General features: G+C 42.5%; 21 protein-coding genes. 7 read left to right on the forward strand and 14 right to left on the reverse strand.

Features of this window, described 5'->3' with window-relative positions:
* Positions 1-4 precede the first annotated feature (4 nt).
* Positions 5-214 carry a helix-turn-helix domain-containing protein gene (locus A7456_RS01095; RefSeq protein ID WP_067006713.1) on the forward strand — a complete coding sequence of 70 codons (210 nt, stop codon included), beginning with the start codon at positions 5-7 and terminating at the stop codon, positions 212-214.
* Here the strand turns inward: A7456_RS01095 and A7456_RS01100 are convergent.
* The 7 genes from A7456_RS01100 to A7456_RS01130 all read right to left on the reverse strand — a co-directional run bounded on the left by A7456_RS01100 (position 211) and on the right by A7456_RS01130 (position 5716).
* Positions 211-570 (reverse strand): hypothetical protein, encoded by a 360-nt coding sequence (locus tag A7456_RS01100; protein WP_064639509.1) that lies wholly within the window; start codon positions 568-570, stop codon positions 211-213. The genes A7456_RS01095 and A7456_RS01100 overlap by 4 nt on opposite strands.
* 60 nt (positions 571-630) lie before the next feature.
* Positions 631-834, reverse strand: coding sequence for a hypothetical protein (locus A7456_RS01105; protein ID WP_064622225.1), 204 nt, complete (start codon positions 832-834; stop codon positions 631-633).
* Between the two features lie 10 nt (positions 835-844).
* Entirely contained in the window at positions 845-1861 is a 1017-nt protein-coding gene (locus tag A7456_RS01110; RefSeq protein WP_064639507.1) for a hypothetical protein, read from the reverse strand.
* Between the two features lie 2 nt (positions 1862-1863).
* Positions 1864-2499 (reverse strand): coiled-coil domain-containing protein, encoded by a 636-nt coding sequence (locus A7456_RS01115; RefSeq protein ID WP_067006715.1) that lies wholly within the window; start codon positions 2497-2499, stop codon positions 1864-1866.
* A gap of 92 nt (positions 2500-2591) precedes the next feature.
* The gene (locus A7456_RS01120; protein ID WP_064654921.1) at positions 2592-2870 is read right to left on the reverse strand and encodes a hypothetical protein; all 279 of its coding nucleotides are present in this window, start codon (positions 2868-2870) and stop codon (positions 2592-2594) included.
* Positions 2854-4395, reverse strand: a complete 1542-nt coding sequence (locus A7456_RS11100; protein ID WP_067006718.1) for a hypothetical protein — start codon at positions 4393-4395, stop codon at positions 2854-2856. The genes A7456_RS01120 and A7456_RS11100 overlap by 17 nt, the downstream gene beginning before the upstream one ends.
* A complete protein-coding gene (locus A7456_RS01130) occupies positions 4346-5716 on the reverse strand; it encodes a DUF4055 domain-containing protein (protein ID WP_067006722.1) in 1371 nt (456 codons plus the stop codon). The genes A7456_RS11100 and A7456_RS01130 overlap by 50 nt, the downstream gene beginning before the upstream one ends.
* 237 nt (positions 5717-5953) lie before the next feature.
* Here A7456_RS01130 and A7456_RS01135 point away from each other — a divergent pair, with 237 nt between their 5' ends.
* The 3 genes from A7456_RS01135 to trpC all read left to right on the forward strand — a co-directional run bounded on the left by A7456_RS01135 (position 5954) and on the right by trpC (position 8648).
* A complete protein-coding gene (locus tag A7456_RS01135) occupies positions 5954-6577 on the forward strand; it encodes an anthranilate synthase component II (RefSeq protein ID WP_066892912.1) in 624 nt (207 codons plus the stop codon).
* A gap of 168 nt (positions 6578-6745) precedes the next feature.
* On the forward strand, positions 6746-7810 hold the full coding sequence (gene trpD / locus A7456_RS01140) for an anthranilate phosphoribosyltransferase (RefSeq protein ID WP_067006726.1): 1065 nt from the start codon (positions 6746-6748) through the stop codon (positions 7808-7810).
* A 19-nt stretch (positions 7811-7829) separates the two neighbouring features.
* Positions 7830-8648 (forward strand): indole-3-glycerol phosphate synthase TrpC, encoded by an 819-nt coding sequence (gene trpC / locus A7456_RS01145; protein WP_067006729.1) that lies wholly within the window; start codon positions 7830-7832, stop codon positions 8646-8648.
* A gap of 40 nt (positions 8649-8688) precedes the next feature.
* Here trpC and A7456_RS01150 read toward each other — a convergent pair whose 3' ends face one another.
* Complete coding sequence (locus A7456_RS01150) at positions 8689-11661, reverse strand: insulinase family protein (protein ID WP_067006732.1); 2973 nt, start codon at positions 11659-11661, stop codon at positions 8689-8691.
* 190 nt (positions 11662-11851) lie between these two features.
* Between A7456_RS01150 and glmM the strand changes: the two genes are divergently transcribed.
* Positions 11852-13207, forward strand: coding sequence for a phosphoglucosamine mutase (glmM, locus tag A7456_RS01155; protein WP_067006735.1), 1356 nt, complete (start codon positions 11852-11854; stop codon positions 13205-13207).
* Positions 13208-13222: 15 nt separating this feature from the next.
* Here glmM and A7456_RS01160 read toward each other — a convergent pair whose 3' ends face one another.
* Positions 13223-13996 carry a Nif3-like dinuclear metal center hexameric protein gene (locus tag A7456_RS01160; RefSeq protein ID WP_067006739.1) on the reverse strand — a complete coding sequence of 258 codons (774 nt, stop codon included), beginning with the start codon at positions 13994-13996 and terminating at the stop codon, positions 13223-13225.
* Between the two features lie 238 nt (positions 13997-14234).
* Between A7456_RS01160 and xseA the strand changes: the two genes are divergently transcribed.
* Complete coding sequence (xseA, locus tag A7456_RS01165; protein ID WP_067006742.1) at positions 14235-15737, forward strand: exodeoxyribonuclease VII large subunit; 1503 nt, start codon at positions 14235-14237, stop codon at positions 15735-15737.
* 66 nt (positions 15738-15803) lie between these two features.
* Positions 15804-16004 carry a hypothetical protein gene (locus A7456_RS11105; protein ID WP_145916027.1) on the forward strand — a complete coding sequence of 67 codons (201 nt, stop codon included), beginning with the start codon at positions 15804-15806 and terminating at the stop codon, positions 16002-16004.
* 287 nt (positions 16005-16291) lie between these two features.
* Here A7456_RS11105 and A7456_RS01170 read toward each other — a convergent pair whose 3' ends face one another.
* The 5 genes from A7456_RS01170 to A7456_RS11280 form a co-directional block, all read right to left on the reverse strand.
* Positions 16292-17947, reverse strand: a complete 1656-nt coding sequence (locus A7456_RS01170) for a calcium-binding protein (protein ID WP_067006745.1) — start codon at positions 17945-17947, stop codon at positions 16292-16294.
* 17 nt (positions 17948-17964) lie between these two features.
* On the reverse strand, positions 17965-21078 hold the full coding sequence (locus tag A7456_RS01175) for a calcium-binding protein (RefSeq protein ID WP_158512453.1): 3114 nt from the start codon (positions 21076-21078) through the stop codon (positions 17965-17967).
* A 57-nt stretch (positions 21079-21135) separates the two neighbouring features.
* Positions 21136-21735, reverse strand: coding sequence for a hypothetical protein (locus tag A7456_RS01180; protein ID WP_067006751.1), 600 nt, complete (start codon positions 21733-21735; stop codon positions 21136-21138).
* A gap of 285 nt (positions 21736-22020) precedes the next feature.
* Positions 22021-22959 carry an OmpH family outer membrane protein gene (locus A7456_RS01185; RefSeq protein WP_067006754.1) on the reverse strand — a complete coding sequence of 313 codons (939 nt, stop codon included), beginning with the start codon at positions 22957-22959 and terminating at the stop codon, positions 22021-22023.
* A gap of 609 nt (positions 22960-23568) precedes the next feature.
* Positions 23569-24000: hypothetical protein (locus A7456_RS11280; RefSeq protein WP_211266061.1), on the reverse strand; the 432-nt coding region annotated here is incomplete at its 5' end.

Raw genomic sequence — 24000 nt, forward strand, 5'->3', positions numbered from 1 at the left:
AAAAATGAAACCACACATTGACAACCACAGACCCGACCCAACCTATCTTAGGGCCTTGCTTAAAAAAGCAGAGCTGTCTCAGCGAAAAGCCGCCCACGTGCTTGGCGTGTCTGAACGCATGATGCGTTATTATTTGGTGCATACAGATGACCCAAATTACCGCCCCATGCCTTATGCTGTGCAATTTTGCCTTGAATGCTTAGCCAAAACTTAACCCCTTACCACAGATAAGCCAAATATTCCCAAAGGCTGTTGTAAATACGGCTCAATGAGTGCCAAAGCGATTTGCTCATTTTGGCTCATAGCCTGCCCTTGTTCGCCATCTGCATAGGTTTTTGAAACAGACGCATCACCTGCCTTTGATGACTTTGAGATGACCTGACCTTCGGTGCGTGTGGCAAACAAATCCCCATCCAGCCACGCTTTGGCAATGTATCTGCCTGCTTGTTTGATGGGGTCAGGGATTGTATCAAATGCCCTAATTTTATGCTTATTTAGCCACGCATTGACAATAACCACGGTTTGTTCATCAGCCTTATCAATGTCTGTTAAATCATCAAGTGTTATCATTGTTTCATCCTAAAAACCCCACCTAAAACAGATGGGGCTTTTGTTCGTGTTGTTTGGCTGTTATTCAACCTTGGCGGTCTCGCTCTTTGTGCCTGTTAGGGCTTCGGTAACCTGTGGGTCTTTAATGCCATAATCTGCCCCACTTTTGGCAGGGTCTGTTACCTGTGCGTTAGTCAGCGTGCTTTTGCTTTCATCAAAATACGCTCGCTCTGATGGATAGGTAAAATTAAAAGCAGGCTTAACCTTATCTTTTGGTAATGACATGAATCTCTCCTTATAGGTTGGTGATTAAAAAGCGGATGGGGGTAGCATCAGCATTGGCGTCCAATCTCCAATTGGCGGCGGTGGTCAAATCCGTCCAACTCGGTGATAAGGCTTCATTTTTTGTGCCACCTGTAAGCGTACTAGGCTCAGCGATGAAGCTAAACCCTTGGGGGTGGATGAGCATGTTACGGCGTGTCCATAGCGTGGTATGACCTGAGCCGTTGCCTGTGTTCGCCGTGCGTTCAAGCTCCAAATCATCATGCCCTGCAACCATGTCGGCGGCAAATGCCCCAGCCCCTAACAAATAAGAGACATATTTGGCGTTTTTACCTGTACCTATGACCGTGGCACGCTTTGACTGGATAAGCCTGCGACCGTTATACATATCAATGGGCTTTAAATCATCGGCGGTGGTTACTCTCTCAAGTAGTCGCTGTTTTCTCATCTTGGTTGCAATCAAAGGATGAACAATCATCAAGCCTGACCCTTGGTGCATCTCATCTAGGCTACCCTCAGCATCAATAAACGCATGAACATCAAAGCCTGATGTATCATCAGCGGTTGCCTTTGATATGTCAGTAGATAACTTCTTACCATTAGATTGGTCATAATTTAAAAGACCAAACAAGGTAGCGATGGCACGGTTTTCAGCTTGTGCAAGCCAATAGTCATCAATCATCTGTGCCATGAGTTTTAGCGGTGATTGACCCATCAAATAGCTTTCAAGACGGCTTTCAATAAAACCCTCATTTAACAGTGCCAAACGCCCTTTTGATTTACTGCCTTCGATTGAGCGTGGCATCGCAATATCTGTCATGATGGTGTTGGAATAGTTGGCTTCTAAATTGCCATCAATGGGATGAATAAAAGGCACATCAAAGGTTAATGAACCGCTCGTTAGCAGGGGGCGTAAGCGTGCATCTGAGACAAATGCCCCTGATTGCCAAAACTTTGACCGCTGTAAGTTGTCTTTAACCTGATAAGACAAGGTGACATTTTTATTAAAAATCTCTCGTAATTTAGCCATGATTACTCCAAAAATAATTGATTAAATAAAGCAGGGTTTGAGTTGGCAAGTGCTAATCGCTCTTGTTCACTGTAATCACCTGCTCGCTTAGCTGATTGACCGTTTGAACCTGTACCACAGGATTTTGTGCCAATGATTAAGCTGTCGTATTTACCACAGTTTTGGATTTGTTTTGCCAAATCGTCAAGGGTCATGATAGATACAGCACCGCTGGTATCTAGCACACTGATTTGACCATCTTTGGCGGATAACCGCTTTTCAATGAGTATTTGTAAAATCTCTTGGTTGGCAGGGTTGTCGCTTAACTGACTTGATAGCTTTTGGGCGTGTGATTTGACCAAATGCTCATCACGCTCTTTATCACGCTTAGCGATTTGCTCATTTAACTCTTGGATTTTGGCTTGGTACTGCTTTTCTAGCGTTTCAAAATCCCCCTTTTTGCGTGCAGTCTCTTCGGCAAGTCGCTCTTTTTCAGCCTGCTCAGCCTTTCGCTGTTCGCTTTGTTGCTTTTTTTCAGCCAAAAGGGTCTCGCTGTGTTTACGCAATCGTTCAACTTCTGCTTGTAGCTCGTTGTACTGCTCTTGGGTGATTTGGTTTTGTGTGTCATCACTTAAAACTGTGGTTGGTTTTTCGCTCATTGGTTACTACCTTTGATTTTGCTGTTACAAACAGCGGATGATAAAAAAGCATCCTAATGGATGCTTGCTTGTGAATGGGTATGGATGAAAGGCTAAGCAAACCGTGGGTCAGCTTTTATTTTTTCAATCAGCCCAATTTTAGGTTTTTCATCAAGATTGGCATTGATGATTTGCTGTGCAACAAAATTAAAATCATCTTTGGACAAATCTTGTAAGGCGATGAAGCCAAAAAATCTCTCTTCATTATCAAAATCTTGCATGATTTCACTGTCTTTGCCAAATCGTTCAATCAGACTTGGGCGGATGCTGGCTAACACTTGATTGGCAAAACTTTTTGTGCCAAAACCATTGCCTTTACTTATCATAATCATCATTGTCTCCTTGAATGATAAGGATTTTGTTTTGTTGTTTTTCATCTAATGATAACAAAAAATCAATGATTTTTTCTAGTCTTTGTTTGTCAAATTTGCGTAAATCCAATGGTACAATATCCGACTTCTCAATATGATTGATGATATTTTCTTTTTGCCTATCCCATGCCTTATCTGATTTGGTCATGCTATGTAGATAAGCCTTGATATCCACATCATTGCCAATGGCATACATGACATCAAGCGTTTGCCATTGTTTGCTTGGCAAATCACTGTGTTTTTTGGCAAAGTCAGGCGGATTGGCAGTTGGACTTATTTTGTGATAGCGGTCATCATATCGCACCAAATAGATGCCAAAATATTGCTGCAATAAATCAGCAAGCTCGGCTTCGGCAGGTCTGGGTGTTTTTGGTTTTTCGCCATGTTTTATCGGCTCATTTTGCAACCTAATAACTTCGCTACGACGTGGCTTTAAATCGCCTAAATTTATTGTTTGATAAAAAGGTGTGGGCTTATTTTCTCCTTTTGTCTCATCAATAACACCAAACGCTTTTTCAAATGCTTTGGGTTCTAATGCTCTCATTTGTTCAAGCGTTAAGGGCGTAAAGTTCTTATCAAGCTGTAACGCCCTAAACCGCTCTACCGTCATGCCACCATCACGAAATAACTTCGCTCGGGTTTTGCCAAGCACTTCATCTTGATATTGGGCAGGCTGATTTTTTAGCCATTCATAATAAGTTTGATTTTTAACCACACCATCCATGCTCGCTCGCTGTTTGGGCGTTTGATAGCCATCATAGACAATCTCAAAACTTGTACGGCAGTTAAAATGATAGGGCGGATATCGTGCTTTGTCCAAAGGCATAAACACCCCATCCAAACCCCTACAAATGCCACTGGTGCGTAAATCTAAGGTAGCAAGTATTTTAATGCCTTTGATGATATCGACATTATCAGCAATGACCGCCTGCTTGGCTTGATTTGCAACAATGGCTGTGCCTGTGTGGGCAATGGTTTTGGCGTGGCGTGTTGTGATTGCCAAAATCCCATCTTGGTAGTTTCTAGCCCTTGTCCCCCTTATCATTTGAACAAGTTTGGCATTGGGCAGACCGTCATGATGAGCTAGGCGGATGGCGTTAGTGATTTTCTTGCGTTCTTCATCGTTAAATACATCAAGCAGTTCATCAAGCGTTATGCCCATTTTACCATCTAGTCGCAACGGCTTAGCAAACACTTCATCGGCATACTTTTGTAATGCCTTGATGTTCTTTGGACTGTCCACCTCATAGCGATGATTAAATAGCCCCCGCCAATCGGTTTTTAAGTTTGTGATAAACGCCCCAAACAGGGTTTTTAATTGGCTGTCGGTTTTCTTTATCACAATATTTACTTCTTTTTGTGATAAATCGCCAATCTCTTTATTAAAAACCACCCTTTGCAAAAACGCCAAAATGTCTTTGATTGTGATATTAAAATCATTCGCCAATTTGGCTTTGAGACGTTCTAAATTGATTAGTTTCTTCATAACCTAAATCGCTCTCAATCTCTGCTTTGGCAAGCTCATCATCTTCAATAAAGGCAATCTCATCATCAACCAGTCTTGCACGCATCTCAGAGAATGTGATTGCCCCTGCTTGCCATTCTGCGATGAGCTGTTGGCGTTCTTGTGGGGTCATCTTGGTGCTGTCAAACTTGGTATTAAGTGCCATCGTGCATTTATGATTAACACCCAAAAAGTCGGCACAATAATTAAGCACGCGGCTATAAGCGTCCGATAGATTATTGGCAAGCATGGCAAGTACCGATGTCTCGTCTACTTTCTCACTTTGGGCTTCGGTGGCAGTCTTGGTGCTACCGTTAGGCTCAATCAATCTTGCCCCTAATGCCACCATTTGCTCTTTTTTATTTTGCATGGCTTGATATAACCCACTGTTGGCATCAGCCTGCAATAAAAACGCATTTGCCCCACTGCCTAAGATGTTAGCCGTTCTCGCTCCTAGACGGATGGGATTGCCTTGATTGACAATGTCGGTTACCCATTCTTTGGTAAGCCCTGTGATAAATAGGCTCGGTTGCCCTGAGATGAAATTACCCTCTTCATAATCAGCACTGTTGCGATAATGGGCAAGGTTTAACACCGCCAAATCATAAAGCGGTGCATCATCCATGGTTTCGTCATTATCATTTGACCCAAAAAAGGTAAATGGAATATCGGTAACGCTTAACACGCCTGTCTGCACTTCACGCCATACCCCATCCTTTTGGTATAGGCTATGATGTACCACACCGTCAATCCAGCGATACACGATTAACTGCTCGCCATACTCTGCTTTAAAGCCGTCATCGGATTTGATGTAGCTTTCTTTTAGAACAAGCAAGGTCAGTTTGTTAGCGTTATTGATAGGCTCAACACGCCAGTTAATGATATGCTTTGGTTCAAAAAGCCTAATTTTTGGCACATAGTTATATTTTTTAACCTGTGCTTTGGTTGGCTTATATTCATCACTAGGCACATAAGGGTAATCGGCAAGCAATCCACCACGCCCCTTTAATAGCATCATCAAAAAGGCTTGGCGTGCTTGACCGACTAGCGATAGACTACCACCGTCCACATTGGTTTTAATGCGTTCTAGTTCTGGCGGTATGTCAAGCGTGGGGTATTTAGCAAAGACCATCCCTGCCATGGCGTTGGCGGTTCGTTTGGTAACATTATAAAAAACGGCTCGTTTTTGATAATCCATGTATCGCTGTTTTTTAACCGCTTCATTCTCATCAATGGGACTGGGATTTGGCAGGTAAGTCTCGCCTTTTTTGACAATGGCATCTTGACCGTGAATTTTGCACATTATTGGGCAAAACACGTTCAACATTTGACAGATGGCAAAAGAGTGGTAAAATACCAAAAGAAGATGGGCATGACCCTTACCCTTATTGGTTGGAAAATAATGTCAAGACATTCGTTGAACACAAATAGCAAAAAGCACACTCAAATAGGGTGTGATTTTTATTTTTGAGTGTAATATTGAGTGTGGTTTTCTAACATAGATTAAAGTATTTAATAAAATCAATAGGATATTTTAAAAATGATTTTGATGATTGATAACTATTGTAGTTTTACCTACAACATTGTGCAGTATTTTGGTGAGTTAAAGCAAAAAATTGTGGTCAAACGCAACAATGAAATGACACCAGATGAGATTGATGCCCTTGCCCCAAAAGCCATCATCTTAGGGCCTGGTCCTTGTACACCAACCGAGGCGGGGATTAGCTTGCCAATTTTGACACAATTTGGCGGACAAATTCCCATTTTGGGTGTATGCTTGGGTCATCAAGCCATCGGACAAGCCTTTGGTGGCGATGTTATTCAAGCAGCTAACATCATGCACGGACGACTATCAAAGGTGTATCATGATGATGTAGGCGTATTTCACGGCTTGCCAAATCCCATATCAGCGGTGCGTTATCATTCGCTGGTTATTGATAAAACCACAATACCCGACTGCCTACACATCACCGCTTGGACACAGCACACAGATGGCTCTATGGGAGAAATTATGGGCGTTCGCCATAAAGAGATGAACATTGAGGGGGTGCAGTTTCATCCAGAATCCATTCTAAGCGAGCATGGTTATCGGCTGTTTAATAATTTCCTAAAACGCTGTGGACTTGCTGTGTTAGATGACAATCAATTGCCAACGGTGGCGTAAATATTGGGGTGTACCCGCCCTTTATGATGCCATGTCATTTTACATTTTACATTTAAAAATAAAAGGTTGTTTTAAAAACATGGTCAAACCGCAAGTCATTATGTTTTTATAAACGTCATGAATGATGGCATCATCCAAACATCTATAATTCATTTAAAAAGGAAACTCATGAAGCCAAACAATGACCACGACATTCATGCCTTTTTGGTACACACCCTAAACACCCTAATCAGTAGCAAAGAGCTAAGCGATGATACTGCCACAAAGCTGATGGAATACATCATGACAGGCAAATGCCCCGATGTACTGCTCTCTGCCATTATGACAGCATGGCGTATCAAAGGTGAGAGCGTGGATGAGATTACCGCCTGTGCTCTTGTCATGCGTTCATTTGCCAAAACTGTAAGCCTTGATGTGGATAATGCGGTGGACATTGTGGGAACAGGCGGAGATGGTGCGAACTTATTTAACGTATCTACGGCCTGTGCTTTTGTGGTGGCAGCCTGTGGTGGTGTGGTTGCCAAACACGGCAGTACAGGCGTATCAAGTCTCTCTGGGGCATCTGATTTGCTTGCTTGTGCAGGTGTGAATCTTGCCCTTGATTCAGAACAAGTTGCTCATTGTGCCAACAAGACGGGCATCTGCTTTATGTTTGCCCCCAACCATCACCCTGCCATGCGTCATGCCAAAGCAGTACGTAGCACGTTAAAAATACGGACACTTTTTAATGTTTTAGGGCCTTTGACCAACCCCGCTTTTGCCCCAAATGCCCTGCTTGGGGTGTATGATGTGGCATTGTGTGAGAAAATCGCTCATGTCATGGGCAACCTTGGCAGTCGTCATGTGTGGGTTGTGCATTCTGATGATGGTCTGGATGAGATAAGCCTTGCTGTGCCTACAACCGTATCTGAATATAAAAACGGCAAGGTTAACACCTTTAAAATCACCCCCACTGATGCTGGCATTACCATGGGGTCGCTTGATGGCTTATCAGTGAGCTCATCTGATGAAAGTTTTCACCTCATCAAATCCGCCCTACACGGTAACAATGACCCACGCACCCAAAAAGCACGCAACATCATCGCCCTAAATGCAGGGGCAGCTCTGTATCTATCAGGGCAAACAAAGAGCTTTCAAGATGGCGTAACCCTTGCCAAAGACACGCTGGTAGGTGCTAAGGCATGGCAAAAAATGCAGGAATTTGTGGCATTTACCCAACAATTTCATCATTGATTTTTAAATAGGAGACCTTATGTCTGCCCCCACCATTTTACAAAAAATAGTCGCCACCAAACACCAAGAAATTGCCCAAGCACGTACCCAAATCAGCCTTGATGAACTAAAACAAAAAGTCAGCTCTGCCCCCATCGTGCGTGGTTTTGCCAATGCCTTACAAAAGATAACGCAAGATAACGTTGGCATAATTAGCGAGATAAAAAGAGCAAGCCCATCCAAAGGCATCATCTGTCAAGATTTTGACCCCATTGTTGCTGCCAAAGGCTATGAGTTGGCTGGGGCGACTTGTCTGTCTGTTTTGACGGACAGGCAGTATTTTTTAGGACACGATGACCATCTCATCCAAGCCAAAAATGCTTGTCATCTGCCCATTTTGCGTAAAGATTTTATGGTGGATGAGTATCACATTTATGAAAGTCGGGCGTTGGGGGCGGACTGTGTTTTGCTGATTATGGCATGCCTTGACGATAAGACCGTAGCACAGCTACACAACGTAGCAACAGAGCTTGACATGGACGTACTCATTGAGATACATGATGAGCATGAACTGGCTCGTGCATTAAAACTGCCCAAATCTGCCCACAATATTTATGGCATCAATAACCGCAATCTAAACACTTTTAATGTGGATTTGAACACATCCATTCGCCTTGCTAAGAGCTTGCGTGAAAACGTGGGTGATGATGCTTTGATTGTCAGTGAAAGTGGCATTCATGGACCAGATGACATACAACTGATGCAGTCGCATGGCATTCACCATTTCCTAATCGGCGAACAATTTATGAAAACGGATAATGCATCTCTTGCGTTGGCAAAATTATTAAAAAGTATATAAACCAAACCCCATACCATATGGCATGGGGTTTTATCAGCTCCTAACCAATCTTATGGCAGTCAAATCCCAATGCCATCATCTGAGTCTCTTGTTCAAGTGGAGCAAGACTTGCCTTAACGTGGGGTTTGTCTTTAAGATAGGTGTATGCCACACGTTTTAGATCGTCTATCGTTACCGCCAACAGTTTGGCTCGCATGGCCTCTTGCATCTCTTTGGTGCGACCATGTAACTCACCAAAGCACGCCTTGATGGCCTCGCCTGCTGGGGATGCAGGTTTGTCCATACTGCCAATGACCCCCAAAATCGCCTCTTCTAGCTTGCTGGCATCATGGTCATTATCCAACAGCCAATCAATACTCTTTTCAAAATGCTCAAATGTCGCCACGCAATGTGGGTCTCGGTAGCTATAAAAGCGAAAACTTGCCGAATTGGCATCAAAATTTGCACCACCGCCATACGCTCCACCCTTTTCACGGATTGCCGAATGTAGGTAACCATTTCTTAAAAATGGGGCAAGCACCGTCAAGGCAGGTGTGTCATCATGTCCTGATGTGGTTGCAGGATAGGCGATGGCATTATAATAGACATTGGTAGCAATAAGCCATGCTGTGTCTTTTTGTAAATCATCATCTTTTAATGTTAGTAAATCAAAAGGCAAATCATGCCCAGCTTGGGTATCATCGGATGCTTTTGGAGCAGCAGGGGCATTTAATCTGTCCTTAATCGCCATCTTTAACGCATCTGCCTTATCCGCTTCACACACCAAAATCACATCTTTGGGCAGATGTTGTATCCGCTTGTGGATTTGGGCTAGGCGTACCGATAGAGTTTGCCAAATTGTCTTATCATTTTCACCCTCTTTTAAAAACGACTTTAATGCCGACAATGCAGGCAAGCCTGAATGATGATATTCCAGCGATGACAATTTACTCATGCCACAACTAGCGGTCTGTATGGCATAACTGTGCCCATTGGCCGATAGGCGAGATTGCCAAGATGCTTGTTTTTGTTGCAAAAGCTCACTGATGCGATAGGTTTCATCAAATATTGTATGATACAACACCTCATTTACAAGCCCCAACGCCTCAGGCTTACGAGCCAAAGCACGAGTTGCCAGCACAAGATAACTTGTCATCTTGTTTTTATCGTGGCGGTCGGTACGCTGTGATATGCGAGCGGTAACACCTGATGAAACAGATGCTTGTACCGCTTGAAACGTCCGTGCATCATACTTGTCTGTGCCAAGTTCGGACAATAGCCCCAAATATAAGGGCAGTAGCGGATTATTTAAAATTTCTACATCATCATCTAGGTCAAGCACCATCTGGTAATAATACAGTCCATTTGTCCCTGCATGATATTCATACAAAGTGCGTTCATCTTGCCCAATGATTATCGGTTGTTTGTTGGCTTGTATAAATTTTATGCCCTTAGGAACATCATCAAGCCCCACTTTTGGCAAAATATCCACATCATCCACCAAGGCTTGGCGTACAGCAAGCTCCTCTGATTTTTGGCGGATGATTGCTTTATCATCATCATTTAATGTGGCGTTTAATTCATCCAAACTTCTGTTCTCATCATCAATGAGTTTTTGGGCTTTATCTTTGTCAGGTGATAGCGTCAGACGAACACGGTGTGGATTGTCAAGCAGGTGTGTTTTGATAAGATTTTGCACCCAATTTGGTTCTTTTACCTGCTCACTCAACCACGATAAATGCTCATCAATCTCCCACACATCCATAGGATTACCGCCATGTAGTGCTGTACTAAATCCCTCTAACATGAGCGTTAAACCATAGGGCATGCCATCGCCTCCGATATGGCGTTGATCCAGCTCTATTTGATGCAAAATGGTCTGTATGCTCTCATCGGCGATGGGATTATCCGCCACAGAACGCAGCACCTCCAAAATGGCATTTTCTACATCATCAGCAAGATTACGCTCTGAACCTCGTACCCCTGCATAAAACACCATCTCATAATGACTGTCATCCAAACCCAGTAACGGACTTGCACAGGTGCCAAGTGGCGAACTATCAAGATAGGCTCTTAGGGGCGAACCTGCATGTTCTATGAGCACCCCCTCCATCAAGCGAAGTGCCAAACGCTGTTTGGGGTCGGTAATATTTGGCAGCAGCCACGCCAACACGTTATGGGTCATTTTTTCGCCACTCACGTCGGCGGTATAACCATCATACACCCGAACAGGTGCATTTAGGCGAGTTTCGGTCATGGAGACAAATTTTTTGCCACGAGATGGCTTTTGTTTATCATCAAAACACGCCAAAGCATCATCGTGCAATTTGGCTTGAATCTCTGCCACGTCAATATCACCAAAACTCATGATGATGGCGTTGGATGGGTGATAATGAGCCTTATGAAAATCAACCAAATCCTCATAGGTGAGCTTGACAATCTCTTTTGGGTCGCCCCCTGAATTATAATGATAGGTCGTCGTTGGATATAAATGCGGTGCCAGTGCATAATACAGCTGGTCAATCTCGCCACTCATCGCTCCTTTCATCTCATTAAACACGATGCCATGATATTTAGGTCGCCCCTGCTCATCAAGCTCTAAGCGAATGCCCTCTTGGGCAAAGTCTAGCTTGTTAATGTTGGGAAAAAATACAGCATCAAGATAGACGGACAGAAGATTAAAATAATCGTTTTTGTTTTGACTGGCAAAGGGATATACCGTCCAATCACTTGCTGTCATGGCATTCATAAAGGTTTGCAAGGAACGCTTAATCATGCTAAAAAATGGGTCTCGCACAGGATATTTTTGTGAACCACATAAAACAACATGCTCTAAGACATGAGCTTCTCCACGGGATGTCATGGGCTGGGTGGCAAAACCAATCATAAAGGCGTTTTCGTCATGATCACACGCCAAATGATAATGAATCGCCCCTGTGGCGATGTGTTCACAAAGCAGCACCGTGATGTCAAGGGCTTCTATATGATGTTTTGATTTTAGGGCAAAGGTAGGATGTGGCTTAAAATTTGTCATGAATGTTTCCGTGATAAAAATGTCATATTGTGGCAAAAATTTGTCATTTAAACAAGGCTTTTTATTAATTTTTGATAAAAATTCTTGTTTATACGATTAATTTTTATACAAGCGAAAAATCATTGAATTATAGGATGGTTTGGCGTTATACTTAGTGCCATTTATATTCATCATTTAAAAAGGCGGTAACATGAGTTATTTTGGCACAGATGGCATTCGTGGGACATTCGGTCAATTTCCCATCACTCCTGATTTTTTATTAAGATTAGGTTATGCCACAGGAGAGGTTTTAAAAGAAAAAAATACCACAGGCAAGAGACCGAGCGTGGTGATTGGCAAGGACACCCGCCTGTCAGGTTATGTCATCGAATCCGCCTTGCAAGCAGGGTTTAACTCGGCAGGCGTGGATGTGCACTTATTAGGGCCTTTGCCCACGCCTGCCATCGCCCATCTGGCAAGAAGTTTTCATGCAGATATGGGTGTGGTCATTTCAGCCAGCCACAATCCTTATGAAGATAATGGTGTCAAATTTTTTTCAAGTGAAGGCAAAAAAATCTCAGAAAACACCCAATCTTTCATTAACATGAAGTTAAATCAGATGATGACAGGCGACAGTTTAACTCACCTTGGCAATTATCCTACCGAACTTGGCAAAAGCTACCGCATTGATGATGCTAAGGGGCGTTATATTGAGTACTGTAAAGGTTCATTCCCCTACCAATATGACCTGCGTGGACTGACCATCGTCATGGACTGTGCCAACGGTGCAGGATACAGTGTTGCCCCTCGGGTACTGCATGAGCTTGGGGCAACAGTCATCGCCTATGCCAACACGCCAAACGGTCGCAACATCAATGACAACTGTGGTTCAACCCACCCTAAGACCTTACAAAGCCTAGTCCTAGAACACAAAGCAGATTTGGGCATTGCCTTGGATGGCGACGGTGATCGCATCATTATGGTTGATGAAAAAGGGGCGATATTAGATGGCGATGGCATTTTATACATTCTTGCCAATGAAGCAGATGAACCTCCAAAAGGCGTGGTTGGTACACTCATGAGTAACATGGCACTTGAAAATCTGCTTAAAAATCAAGGGATTGATTTTATCCGTGCCAAAGTAGGCGACCGCTACGTCATGCAAGAGCTGGAAAAACACGGCTATACCATCGGTGGTGAGTCATCGGGGCATATTCTGTGCCTTGATAAATCACGCACAGGCGATGCCATCGTGGCAGGCTTGCAGGTGCTGGCGATTTTGGTCAAAAAAGGCGGTAAATTGTCCGATTTGACAAAAGCCTATAACCCATACCCCCAAACACTCATCAACGTCCGCCTAACCCACATGAGCGACCCTTATGACAATGACGAGCTAAAATCCGCCTTCGCCCAAGCCGAGAGCGAGCTTGGCGACACAGGGCGACTGCTGATTCGCCAATCAGGCACCGAGCCTGTGATTCGGATCATGGTAGAGCATCAAGATGGCGATACAGCACAAAAATTGGCAACGTCATTGGCAGAAAAGGTAAAAACGGTGTTGGGGTGATTGTTAAATGCCAACTCAAACAGGATTATCAATATCCACAAAAACCACATCAAGTCCAAGTGTGTCCGACAAATGTTCACCCAATGCCTTGATACCGCCTCGCTCGGTTGCGTGATGCCCTGCCCCAAAATAATCCACATCCAGCTCTCGTGCCAAATGCGTGGTACGCTCAGAGGCCTCCCCTGAGATGAATGCTTGACAACCCATGGCATAAGCTTGGTTTATCATGTCTTGGGCACCACCTGTGCATAGGGCGATTTTGGTTAGGATACGCTTTGGGTTGCCACTTAGGTGTAGCGGTGTACGCCCCAATACTTGCTCAATTTTTTTGGCAAAATCAGCAGAGACCATGGGTGAACATGTGGCGACATTGCCCACAGGGTGCTTTTCATGGGGATATAACGCCCCTGTAATTGTCAAACCCAGTGCATTGGCAAGCATTGCATTATTACCAATAACAGGATGAGCATCAAGGGGCAAATGATAGGCGATGAGTGATATGTTATGTTGTAGCAGAGTGCGAATGCGTGTGCCTTTCATGCCAACCAGTGGGTCAGGCTCGCCTTTCCAAAAATAACCATGATGCACTAATATCGCTTGGGCTTTAAGCTCTATCGCCTTGTCTATTAGAGCCTGACAAGCGGTAACGCCTGTGATGATTTTACTGATGGGCGTATTGGCATCAACTTGCAGACCATTGGGGCAATAGTCGTTAAATTCACCTACTTGCAAATATTCATCACAAATGGTGGCAAGTTCGGTAGGAGCAATCGGAGCAGTTTTACTCATGGCATACCTTGGCATGTTACTGATTTTGGATGTATTAAGAGTGTTTGCTATATTACGTCATTTATGGTATTTTGGCAACTTTAAATTAAAAAACCCATCCCACAACCAACATTCCTAAATCAAAATCTGTTACAATTTTGGTGTGATTTTGCCCTTTAAATACCTTTATTATTCGTTATTTATTATTTGTTATATTATCATCTCTACCTTTTATCTTTTTACTTTAAAAACAACCGTTATGAACCAAAAAACCAATTTGACCACCCCAGACCAAAACTCAGACAGACTGGCACGCACCCAAAACAGTGCCAATATCAATGCCTCACATCACATCATCGATGAGCTAAGTGATGTGGATGATGAACCAACATTAGCAGGGGTGCAGTTGTCGCTTAGCGGTTATTTAGAAGCGGTCAAATTTGCCATAAATGACGTCTTTGACCATGAAGTGTGGATACAGGCAGAACTGCGAGCGGTCAATAGCAAAGGTGGACATTATTATTTTGAACTTGCCGAAAAGGACAATGATGGCAATATCATCGCCAGCACTCGGGCGACTTTATGGAGATATCAAGCCAGCAAAGTCATCAATAAATTCACCCACAAGACAGGCAAACCACTCTTGGCAGGGTTGGCGGTGCTGATAAAAGGTTTGGCAAATTTTCATCCGCAGTATGGATTTAGCATTAACGTAAGTGATATTGACCCCACCTACACGCTCGGGGCATTGGCTCTGGCTTATAATGCCATGTTAAAACGCCTGCACGATAAAGGGCTAACCACTCTAAATAAAGCCCTACCCACCCCATTTGATATCCGTCATGTCATCGTCATCGCTCCTGAACGGGCGGCAGGACTGGGCGATTTTCGGGTTGAAGCGGACAGATTGGCACAGACAGGGGCGTGTGAGTTTTATTATCATCACGCCACTTTTCAAGGCAACCATGCTCCAAGCCAGATAAGAACAACCATCACACACGCCATTGATGAGTTTTATGCCAACCATGCCCATCATGCTGATTTACTTGTCATCATTCGTGGGGGTGGTGCTGTGGGTGATTTGGGCTATCTTAATGATGAAGAACTGGCGACATTGGTTGCCAAATCACCCATGCCTGTATGGGTCGGTATCGGGCATGAACGTGATAAGGTGCTACTCGATGAGGTGGCACACACGTGTTTTGATACGCCATCTAAGGTCATCTTAGCCATTGAAAATCATCTGATTGCCATGGTTGCACTCACTAAGAACGCCATGGCCACCATCAACGATGTCAGTGGCACCCATATTCACCACACCAAAGAGCAAAGTCATCTTGCCATGAAAAGCATCCATCACAAAGCAAGCCAGACCCAAAAACTTGCCAAAAAAGACAGTGACTTTTTATTAAGCAGTCTTAGCAGTCATGCCAAATACCGCACCCACACACTCTCATCTAACATCAGTGATTTACTGAGCCGTCAGCACAAAACCGCGCATAAACACATCAAGCACGCCCGTCAAGACGTCATTCATATTCTATCTCAACACAAAACATTACTACCCCATCTGTCTGCCTTGCGTGATGAAATTTGCCACTTACAAAGGATGATTTTGGTGCAACATCCTGCCCATACCCTAACCAATGGCTACGCACTCATCCATCAAAATGGGGGCATCATCAGCTCATCACATGCCATAAAACAAGGTGAGATTGACATTGAATTTCATGACGGACGCATCAAGGCTGTGATAAAATAAGCAGTTCTTGTATTTTCAAGGTTACTTTGTATCGTGCCAGCCATGCTCATGTGAGGTGTTTTTAGCTTGCTTGAACGCCAGTTGGGGCATTTTACTGGTGAGCTTGCCAGCCTTGCTCCGTTTATCTCAGCGTTTATCTCATCCTTGCTTGGTGTGCCACTCTTAGGCAAACCCCTAAACTGTGTTATGACGCCAGAACTTATCAGATGGGGCTTGGCACAGTGCAACCATAACGTTATGTGGGCGTACCAAAAAAATTGTTATTAAACCACCCAAATAAGCCAAACCACGTATTTGTCATTAAAAGGTAGGCATGCTTAATCATTTTAGGACGTGCCTGTCATTTTCTCTGTCTTTTTTGCAAATACCAAAAGTAAATACACCCCAATAAAACAGAGGGTTATAAAATTACTTATTGAGAAATTCGTAACAGTTTGCAATTGGCTGAACATATATTTTAGACTACAAACAAGATTTCCCCCTCCTTGTTCCATCCCACATAAAAACCCCAAACCTAGGTTTGGGGGCGTAACATGACACAAAGTAAGCCAAACTTAAATCATTGTCGTGCCACTCTCTGTGGTAAGAGTCTTAAACTCCTCCATGAATGTCAAAGACACATCAAGTGCTTTGTGAAAGCCGTCAATGTCTGTATGAGTGGCGGTTTTACTTGACTTGAACAGACCGAGCAGCTCTGTGGCACTAATGCTACCGCCATCAGCAAAGCTGATATTAATATCAGCATTATCGCCTCCTGTAAAGAAGTCTTTGATGGTCAGCTCATCGGTACTTCCAGATACTTTTAGAATAAGGTCATCATTCATCTTGGTAAGAGCCCTGCCAACTTGGTTAAAGCTTATGCCATCAAAGTAGATGTTGTCATAGCCACCGCCTGTATTAACGATGGTATCTTTGCCAAAGTCTTTGGTGAAGTAGTATAGGTCATTGCCACTGCCACCGATGAGAATATCATGCCCTGCTTTACCATCTAAGGTGTCTGCCCCTGCTAAGCCCTGTAATTGGTCGTGACCGTCTGCACCATAAAGCTTGTTGTCACGAGCATCTGCGATGATGTGATTGTCTTTTGAGATGGTTAGTGGTGCATCATCATGAACATCTGGACTTACGGCAGGTGGCGGAGCTGATTCATGGGACTTTGTTGGTACTTCTTTGCCAAAAAGCTCATAGATTCTCTTGTAATCAATCTGACCGCCTGTCTCAAACTTGATGGTCTCGATAACGCTGTCGGCACTGCCAAAGAAGTCTTTTAGCGTTACTTGATTGGTGGTGCTACCGTTTACTCGCAGTATCAAATCATTGCCTGACATCAAAAGACCAGAACCTACCTGATTAAAGGTAATGCCATTGCCAAACACCAACGTATCATTACCGCCTTTATCAATGATGGTGTCAGCGCCTTTTGTGTAGACAAAAGTATTATCGGCGGTCGTGCCTCTTAGGGTGTCATTGCCTTGGGTGTCTTTTATGGTATCACCGACGGCAACAGGGGCCAATGGAGGTGTCTTTGCTGGCTTATCCACTGTGGCACCAGCAATGCTAAGGTTGATATACGTCCCTGCACTGTGATTAAAGCTGTCTTCACCCCATAAGATGAATTGAAGATTGCCTGCCATCCCTTTACGTGGCGTGCCTGTTAAGGTGAGTGTGCTGGGGTCAAAGTTTAGCCAATCAGGTAGTGGCTCGTACTGTCCATCAGCCCCCATGCTGGCAAGTGTGAGACGATAAGACAGCTCGCTGTCATAAACATCCACGTCTTTGATGGTGTCTTTATCAAAGGTAATGGATAGGGCTTTGCCAATTTCACCTTTGATGGGTCTTGGATGTTTGTTCACCCAAGGGGTTCGGTTATTAGTCTGGGCAAATATTTTTGCCTCAAATTCGCTTTGAGATAGCGTGGTAGTATTACCGCCTTTTGTAAAGGTAATTTCATCCATGCGATTGTCAAAGCCGTCTACCTGCTCTGCAAAGTAGTCTATGAGCGTGATTTGGTCGCTTGTGCCTTTAAAGCGAATTTGGAGCATGTCATGATTGCTTGCTGTGTTGGTCACACGCACAAACATCGCCTCTGACAAATCATAGCCATGAATCACCAAAGTGTCTTTGCTCTCTAAGCTGTCAGTGCTTAGAATGGTGTCACGCCCACCGCCTTTTTGATAGATGATGGTGTCGTTGCCTGACAGAGCGTTCACAAAGTTGTTTTGTTCGTTTAAGGTGATGATGTTGTCAAGGGCAGAGTGTCATTACCAGCACCGCCAATCAAAGTATCGTTGCCAGCATTACCAATCAGTCTGTCAGACCCTTCCTTGCCATCCAACCTAGAGCCTTCACTATAAGCATATAGGTTGTCATCATCTGCTGTTCCTTGCATGACAATAGCTTTTATTTGGTCAACTGTCAGATAATTGCCATCTGCTCCAATGATTTGTTGTACGCTAAAATCACCGAGTGCATCTCTTTCAAAGAAGTTTGTTACTTTAATGCTATTGGTGGTTCCTTTTTGATTGACAATCAAATGGTTGTCTGTACGTTTGATATCCAAATGGCTAAGCAAGATACCATCAGTGAATTTAATCACATCTTTATCCTGACCGTTTGGGTTGAAATTAATGATTTCGTCTTTACCGAAATTTTTACCCAGCACATAAACATCTGAGCCAATGCCACCCTCTAGCTTGTCGTTACCAATGCCCGAATATAGAATATCATCTCCATCGCCACCATAAGCATGATTGTTGCCACTTAGTAGATGAATAATGTCATCTCCTGCCCCTGCATTGATGCGGTTATTGCCATCTCCTGCATGAATAATGTCATTGCCACCACGACCCTCAATGATATCATCTCCTGCTCCTGCATGAATGACATCGTCACTACCAAAACCGATGATGGTATCGTTATTATCTGTGCCTTTTAACAGCTCTTTTTTAATATCGCTTAGGGTAATGACTCCGTCTTTGAGTATGATTTGGTCGATGTGCTTAGTTAATCCATCCCCAGCAAACATATCACGAACGGTGATTGTGCCTGTTTCACCTGCGACTCGGATAACAAGACTCTCGCCTTGACGTTCATAATTGATATCGGCAAGATTTGCAAATATGATGTTAATAACATCCAGTCTGCCATGACTGGTATCGTGATTGTCAATCACTGAATCACCAAAACCTTGTTTGTAAATATAGGTGTCAGAACCTGTTCCACCGATTAGAAGACTATCTGCACTTCCCGCTATTAATGTGTCATTACCTTCATGACCCTCTAGTATATCTTTATCCAGCATGCCAACAGCAGTTAACAGGTCATTGCTATCGCTTCCGTATTGAGCGGTAAGCTTAGCAGTTGTTGCATTATCCAATAAGGCAAGGTAGTCCTCAATAACGCCCTTGTCTTTAGCATCTTGGGCAAACTTAGCCAATAGGACACGACCTTCGCCCCATCCAGTGACGCCACCATAGACCAAAAGTTCTGCCAAGTCCACAAAGGCGTTTTTTGGGTCATCTTGGTATTTGGCGTTGATGAATGCTTCTAATTCATTGTAATCAAAAGAAAGACCGTTGTTACCAAAGGCAAGAGCAACTTTTCCAAGGTAAGGCGATAGTCTTGTTTGTGTCAAAAGAGCGTGATAAATACTCTTTTCTAGATTATGGTGACTGGTATTAATGGATTGTAAGATTTCTTCGGCACGTTTATTGTTGGTGATATAAATTTTTTCAGTTTTTGTTCCTGTAAAACTATCTAAAATATCAATTTTGTACCTTATTTCATTAAGTTTTTTCTGTGACACTGGGTCAATCACGAAATTGGTAATAGCACCGGCTTGTGATGGTGTTAGACCAATACCTGAATTTTGGGTGCGTGTTAATGATGATGAAAACATGATGTCACTGATTTCATCTTTGGCGTTCGGGTCAGTCTCTGCCCATGCATTGATGAGAGCAGGTAGTAGAGCAAGCTGTGCAGTCTTGGTGGTTGCTGATTGATATTGGGTTAAGAGATTAGTTAGGTTTTCGGATAGTGCACTGGCTTGTCGTAGGTCTCTTAATCTGCCCATGCCTTTTAGATTTGGGAGTTCTTTTTGAGCATCAGACAGCTCCAAGCTGTCAGTATAACGGCTGTAAATACTGTTATGCTCAAATTGTAAATCTGCCATCATGTGCTTGACACCATCTTTGGTATAAGTACCTTGCTGGGCGACTGTTACGCCTTTGCCTAGTGCTTTATTAACATCGCGATATGTTAAAGACAGATTGTCAATACCCAGCTTGTCAAGCCCCATCATTTCATCTTGGGTGCTGATGCCATCGCCATTTTTATCCTGCCATACTTTTAGACGGCTAAAAATCTCATCGTCAGCATTAATGACACCATCGCCATTGCCATCAAATTCAGCAAGTGCCTCATAGCCGTGATGGGCGGTCGATCCATTAGATAGTAATGTACTGTCCCCGAAGAGCTCACGACCACTATTAATCACGCCATCGCCATTTCTATCCAACACCAAAAGACCATCAGCACCCAATACCCAACTTGTTGCGGTGGCAATACCATCGCCATTATGGTCAAATAACGCCCCTTTATAACCATCCGTGCCAATAACGTCAATGATGCCATTACCATTTAAGTCCAAGGTAAGTGGGTCATAGATGTGGTATTCGCCTGAGCGGGGGATGTCTAGCCAGCCCTCAAGCAAATCCGTCAAAGTGTCTGATAAGTCGTCTCTGATGTCTTTTGTCCAATCCCACAACTTTTTACCAACCTCACTACCCAAAAATGCTCCAACAGCAGCCGCTGTCGCCACAGCACCAATCACAACAGGTGCCGAGACCGCTATTCCAGCTGTTGCCATGCCAGCAAAAATAAGTGTCGCAATCTTTGCAAATGCTGCAGAGCCTGCAATTGAACCACCCAAAGCACTGGCTGCCTCACCCACACCTTCCCAGTCACCTGTTTTAACCGCATTATCTACCGCCACAGCCAACTCTGCCACACTAACAGCAGCTCCTACACCTGCTGCAACTTTAGCATTCGTCATTGCTTTTGCAGCTTTGTGGGCATTTTCTGATGCTTGTTTAAATACTTCCGTTCCTGATTTTTCAAGAGTATCCCCCAATCTCTTATTAACACTGGCTATGTCCTTTGCAACCCTTTGAGATTGGAGTGTATTGGAATTTTTAATAATCTTGTTGGCAGCCTCAAAATATTCTTTTGCATGTTGATATAAGTCTCTGCCTGCTTTAGCTAAATCTCTTGAATCTTGGCTAAATCTTTCACCTGTCAGATTATTCCATGTATTAACAAATGTAGTGCTAACTAAAGCCATATTGCTAATATCATTTTGCAATTTGGATGCATTATAGCTGTGATTTATGTTCATAAATTAATCCTCTTGAGTTGTTGAAATATTGCGTTTGTATATTTTTGCAGAATAGAACCATATTGATGTTGTGATGTTGACAAAATACATTGTCCACGTGCCCAATGCTCCGATGCTCATTTTAAAAAGTTCAACTTCATTGGTACGAACAGCAATTGGATATGCCCAATACCCAAGAGCCATAAACATGGTAGCAAAGACAAATAATCTAACTGGTTTTGCAAAAGCAATTAAATTATCTATTTTTAATAAAAAATTCTTGGTAATCATTTGTCTATTTTCATGTTGAAAAAACCTGTAACATATCATATTAATGTATAAAAAATTAGCATAAATAATTAAAAATATCGTAAAATAAAAATTCAAAAAACTGATGATTGCTGTTCTCTCAAACATCACTTCATTGGCTGGCATTGTAAAACGATCTGGTGTATAACTAAGTAGCAACTCATGATTAAAATACTCAACAATATTTGCAAGGTCAATAATAATCACAATATAAAAATTTGTTATCAAAAAAGGAAATAAACAAATAACCAAAAAAATATGTCTTTTGCCAAAATGATATGTCCATGCGTTGATTTTTTTTAGACTTTTAATCATTTTACCTAATACCTTTTGTTTGTATTTGCAATAAAATTAAAGAACTGTATCAGATTGACACTAATATAATGCCAGATTGATGAATAGAGTCCGTTGCGAACCAAAGCTGTAGATTAGGTCGAGCAATGACAATGGCGATATCAATACCAATATTTTAAGCCTTAATACACTAAGCTTTATTATCAAAACCTAGCCCACCAAAGCCCACAACCGACTGATTATAAACCCATTCATTCACAAACATAACATTTATTCTCTATGTTTCTAATTGTTCCTTTATAACAATCAAGCTACCCATCTTTCTTCTTCATTGATTGCAGGTATGTTGAGATTGTCATGAACAAATAACGCCCCTTTATAACCATCCGTGCCAATAACGTCAATGATGCCATTACCATTTAAGTCCAAGGTTAATGGGTCATAGATGTGGTATTCACCTGTGCGGGGGATGTCTAGCCAGTCTTTGACGATGTCGGGGAGCCAATCTGTAGGGATGTTGGGAAAATCAAATTTATCAAATTGTTCTTTCAACTTATCAAAAAGGTTAGGCTCTTTAAACACTTTATCAAATAACTCTTTCCCCTTATCAACAATATCTTTAACCAATTCTTGTGTTTTGTCTATGATGTCTTTTGGCAATTCTTTGATTTTATCTAGTAAATCCTTGCCATATTCAGCAATATCTTTACCTATTTGCTCTACTTTTTTCTGAATATCGTCAGCAATTTTTTGAAATTCTTGGTACTTTTCATAGCCCCAGTCTGCAATATCAGACCCATTGCCCGATATAATGCTAGCACTTGAAAAAATAGTAGCACCGCCATCTAATATCCTTGATACTGGTTTAAGCTCTTCCGATTTCGGTAAAAAACCAGAAGCAATACCAAAGGTTCCAGAGAGAGCTGCGAAACCACTAGAAATGGCTTTGTCAAAATTTCCATTTTTGACATGTTTAACCGCATTAATGCTGGCGGCTGCTACAATAGCTTTATCAATAGACAGCTTGCTGAACTTGCGAAAAGCCTCGCGTCCATTTAAGTCATTATGGTTTTTACCGTGAGCACCATCTGCCAATCCCCAGATTGATGAAACAAATGACAAATATGCAATAGCATCATCAAAGTCATCATCTGCATCATCAGGAACATCCATTACAATATCCTGACCATCTTTGGTAATATTTAAGGTATCCAAGATGGATATTAAGTTGTCATAGTGTTGCACTTTTGTCCCTCATATTTATTTGGAGTATAGTAATACAAATGTTAAAAACATAGCAGGTACGAAAGCTGATTGAAAGAAACAAAACAGCCAATATAATATTGCCATGAATATTGTATATTGATCTTTATATTCGTACTTATCATCTGTTTTTATCAAATCTTGATTGACATATTTTTTCTTAAAAAATTCATCAATTTTAACAAAAACCACCATATAACCACACGAGAAGAAGAGGAAAAATTTATTATAACTTTTTAGTTTAAATTCAGAATAGCCATAGTGGTTCGACATAAGCATGGCAATAATGACTATTGGATAAAGAATCAGCCCCAAAAGAGAGGCAGTGTTCGCCCATTCTTCATGATAGAATATTTTTGACATATAAAGATTATACCCTAACTACACAAAATAGTATATGAATGGGAGTTAAGCAATAGCAACACCCAACATTTTAAGCCTCAACATACTAGGTTTATTATTAAAACCTAACCCACCAAAGCCCTAAACTTCCCCACCAACCATCACAGCCGAACGATTATACACCCATTCACTCACAAACACAAAAACACAATATTTATTCCCTATTTTCTGATTGTTCCTTTATAACAATCAAGCTACCCATCTTTCTTCTTCATTGATTGCAGGTATGTTGAGATTATCATGAATAAATAACGCCCTTTTATAACCATCTATCCCTAAGATGTCAATCAGACCATTACCATTTAAGTCCAAGGTAAGTGGGTCATAGATGTGGTATTCGCCTGAGCGGGGGATGTCTAGCCAATCTTTAACGATGTCGGGGAGCCAATCTGTGGGAATGTTGGGAAAATCAAATTTAGCAAAGAAATCACCAACCTGTTCACGCCATTTGTCAAAGGTGTCTTGTACTGCTTCTTTAAACTTGTCAAAGGCATTACTGAGTTCATCAGAGACTTCTTTGAAAGTGTCGGAAACCTCTTTGGCTAACTCTTTGGCGATTTGCTCGGCTTTTTCTAGAGCTTCGATAGCGATTTGCTCAGCATTTTTTACACCATCTTTAAG

Origin of the sequence: Moraxella nonliquefaciens (assembly GCF_001679005.1) — a bacterium.
In the GTDB taxonomy this organism is placed as follows: domain Bacteria; phylum Pseudomonadota; class Gammaproteobacteria; order Pseudomonadales; family Moraxellaceae; genus Moraxella; species Moraxella nonliquefaciens.

Coding starts and splice junctions, on each gene's coding strand:
- A7456_RS01095 (WP_067006713.1), top strand. CDS start 5: ATGAAACCACACATTGACAACCACAGACCCGACCCAACCTATCTTAGG.
- A7456_RS01100 (WP_064639509.1), bottom strand. CDS start 570: ATGATAACACTTGATGATTTAACAGACATTGATAAGGCTGATGAACAA.
- A7456_RS01105 (WP_064622225.1), bottom strand. CDS start 834: ATGTCATTACCAAAAGATAAGGTTAAGCCTGCTTTTAATTTTACCTAT.
- A7456_RS01110 (WP_064639507.1), bottom strand. CDS start 1,861: ATGGCTAAATTACGAGAGATTTTTAATAAAAATGTCACCTTGTCTTAT.
- A7456_RS01115 (WP_067006715.1), bottom strand. CDS start 2,499: ATGAGCGAAAAACCAACCACAGTTTTAAGTGATGACACACAAAACCAA.
- A7456_RS01120 (WP_064654921.1), bottom strand. CDS start 2,870: ATGATTATGATAAGTAAAGGCAATGGTTTTGGCACAAAAAGTTTTGCC.
- A7456_RS11100 (WP_067006718.1), bottom strand. CDS start 4,395: ATGAAGAAACTAATCAATTTAGAACGTCTCAAAGCCAAATTGGCGAAT.
- A7456_RS01130 (WP_067006722.1), bottom strand. CDS start 5,716: ATGTGCAAAATTCACGGTCAAGATGCCATTGTCAAAAAAGGCGAGACT.
- A7456_RS01135 (WP_066892912.1), top strand. CDS start 5,954: ATGATTTTGATGATTGATAACTATTGTAGTTTTACCTACAACATTGTG.
- trpD (WP_067006726.1), top strand. CDS start 6,746: ATGAAGCCAAACAATGACCACGACATTCATGCCTTTTTGGTACACACC.
- trpC (WP_067006729.1), top strand. CDS start 7,830: ATGTCTGCCCCCACCATTTTACAAAAAATAGTCGCCACCAAACACCAA.
- A7456_RS01150 (WP_067006732.1), bottom strand. CDS start 11,661: ATGACAAATTTTAAGCCACATCCTACCTTTGCCCTAAAATCAAAACAT.
- glmM (WP_067006735.1), top strand. CDS start 11,852: ATGAGTTATTTTGGCACAGATGGCATTCGTGGGACATTCGGTCAATTT.
- A7456_RS01160 (WP_067006739.1), bottom strand. CDS start 13,996: ATGAGTAAAACTGCTCCGATTGCTCCTACCGAACTTGCCACCATTTGT.
- xseA (WP_067006742.1), top strand. CDS start 14,235: ATGAACCAAAAAACCAATTTGACCACCCCAGACCAAAACTCAGACAGA.
- A7456_RS01175 (WP_158512453.1), bottom strand. CDS start 21,078: ATGGCTTTAGTTAGCACTACATTTGTTAATACATGGAATAATCTGACA.
- A7456_RS01180 (WP_067006751.1), bottom strand. CDS start 21,735: ATGATTAAAAGTCTAAAAAAAATCAACGCATGGACATATCATTTTGGC.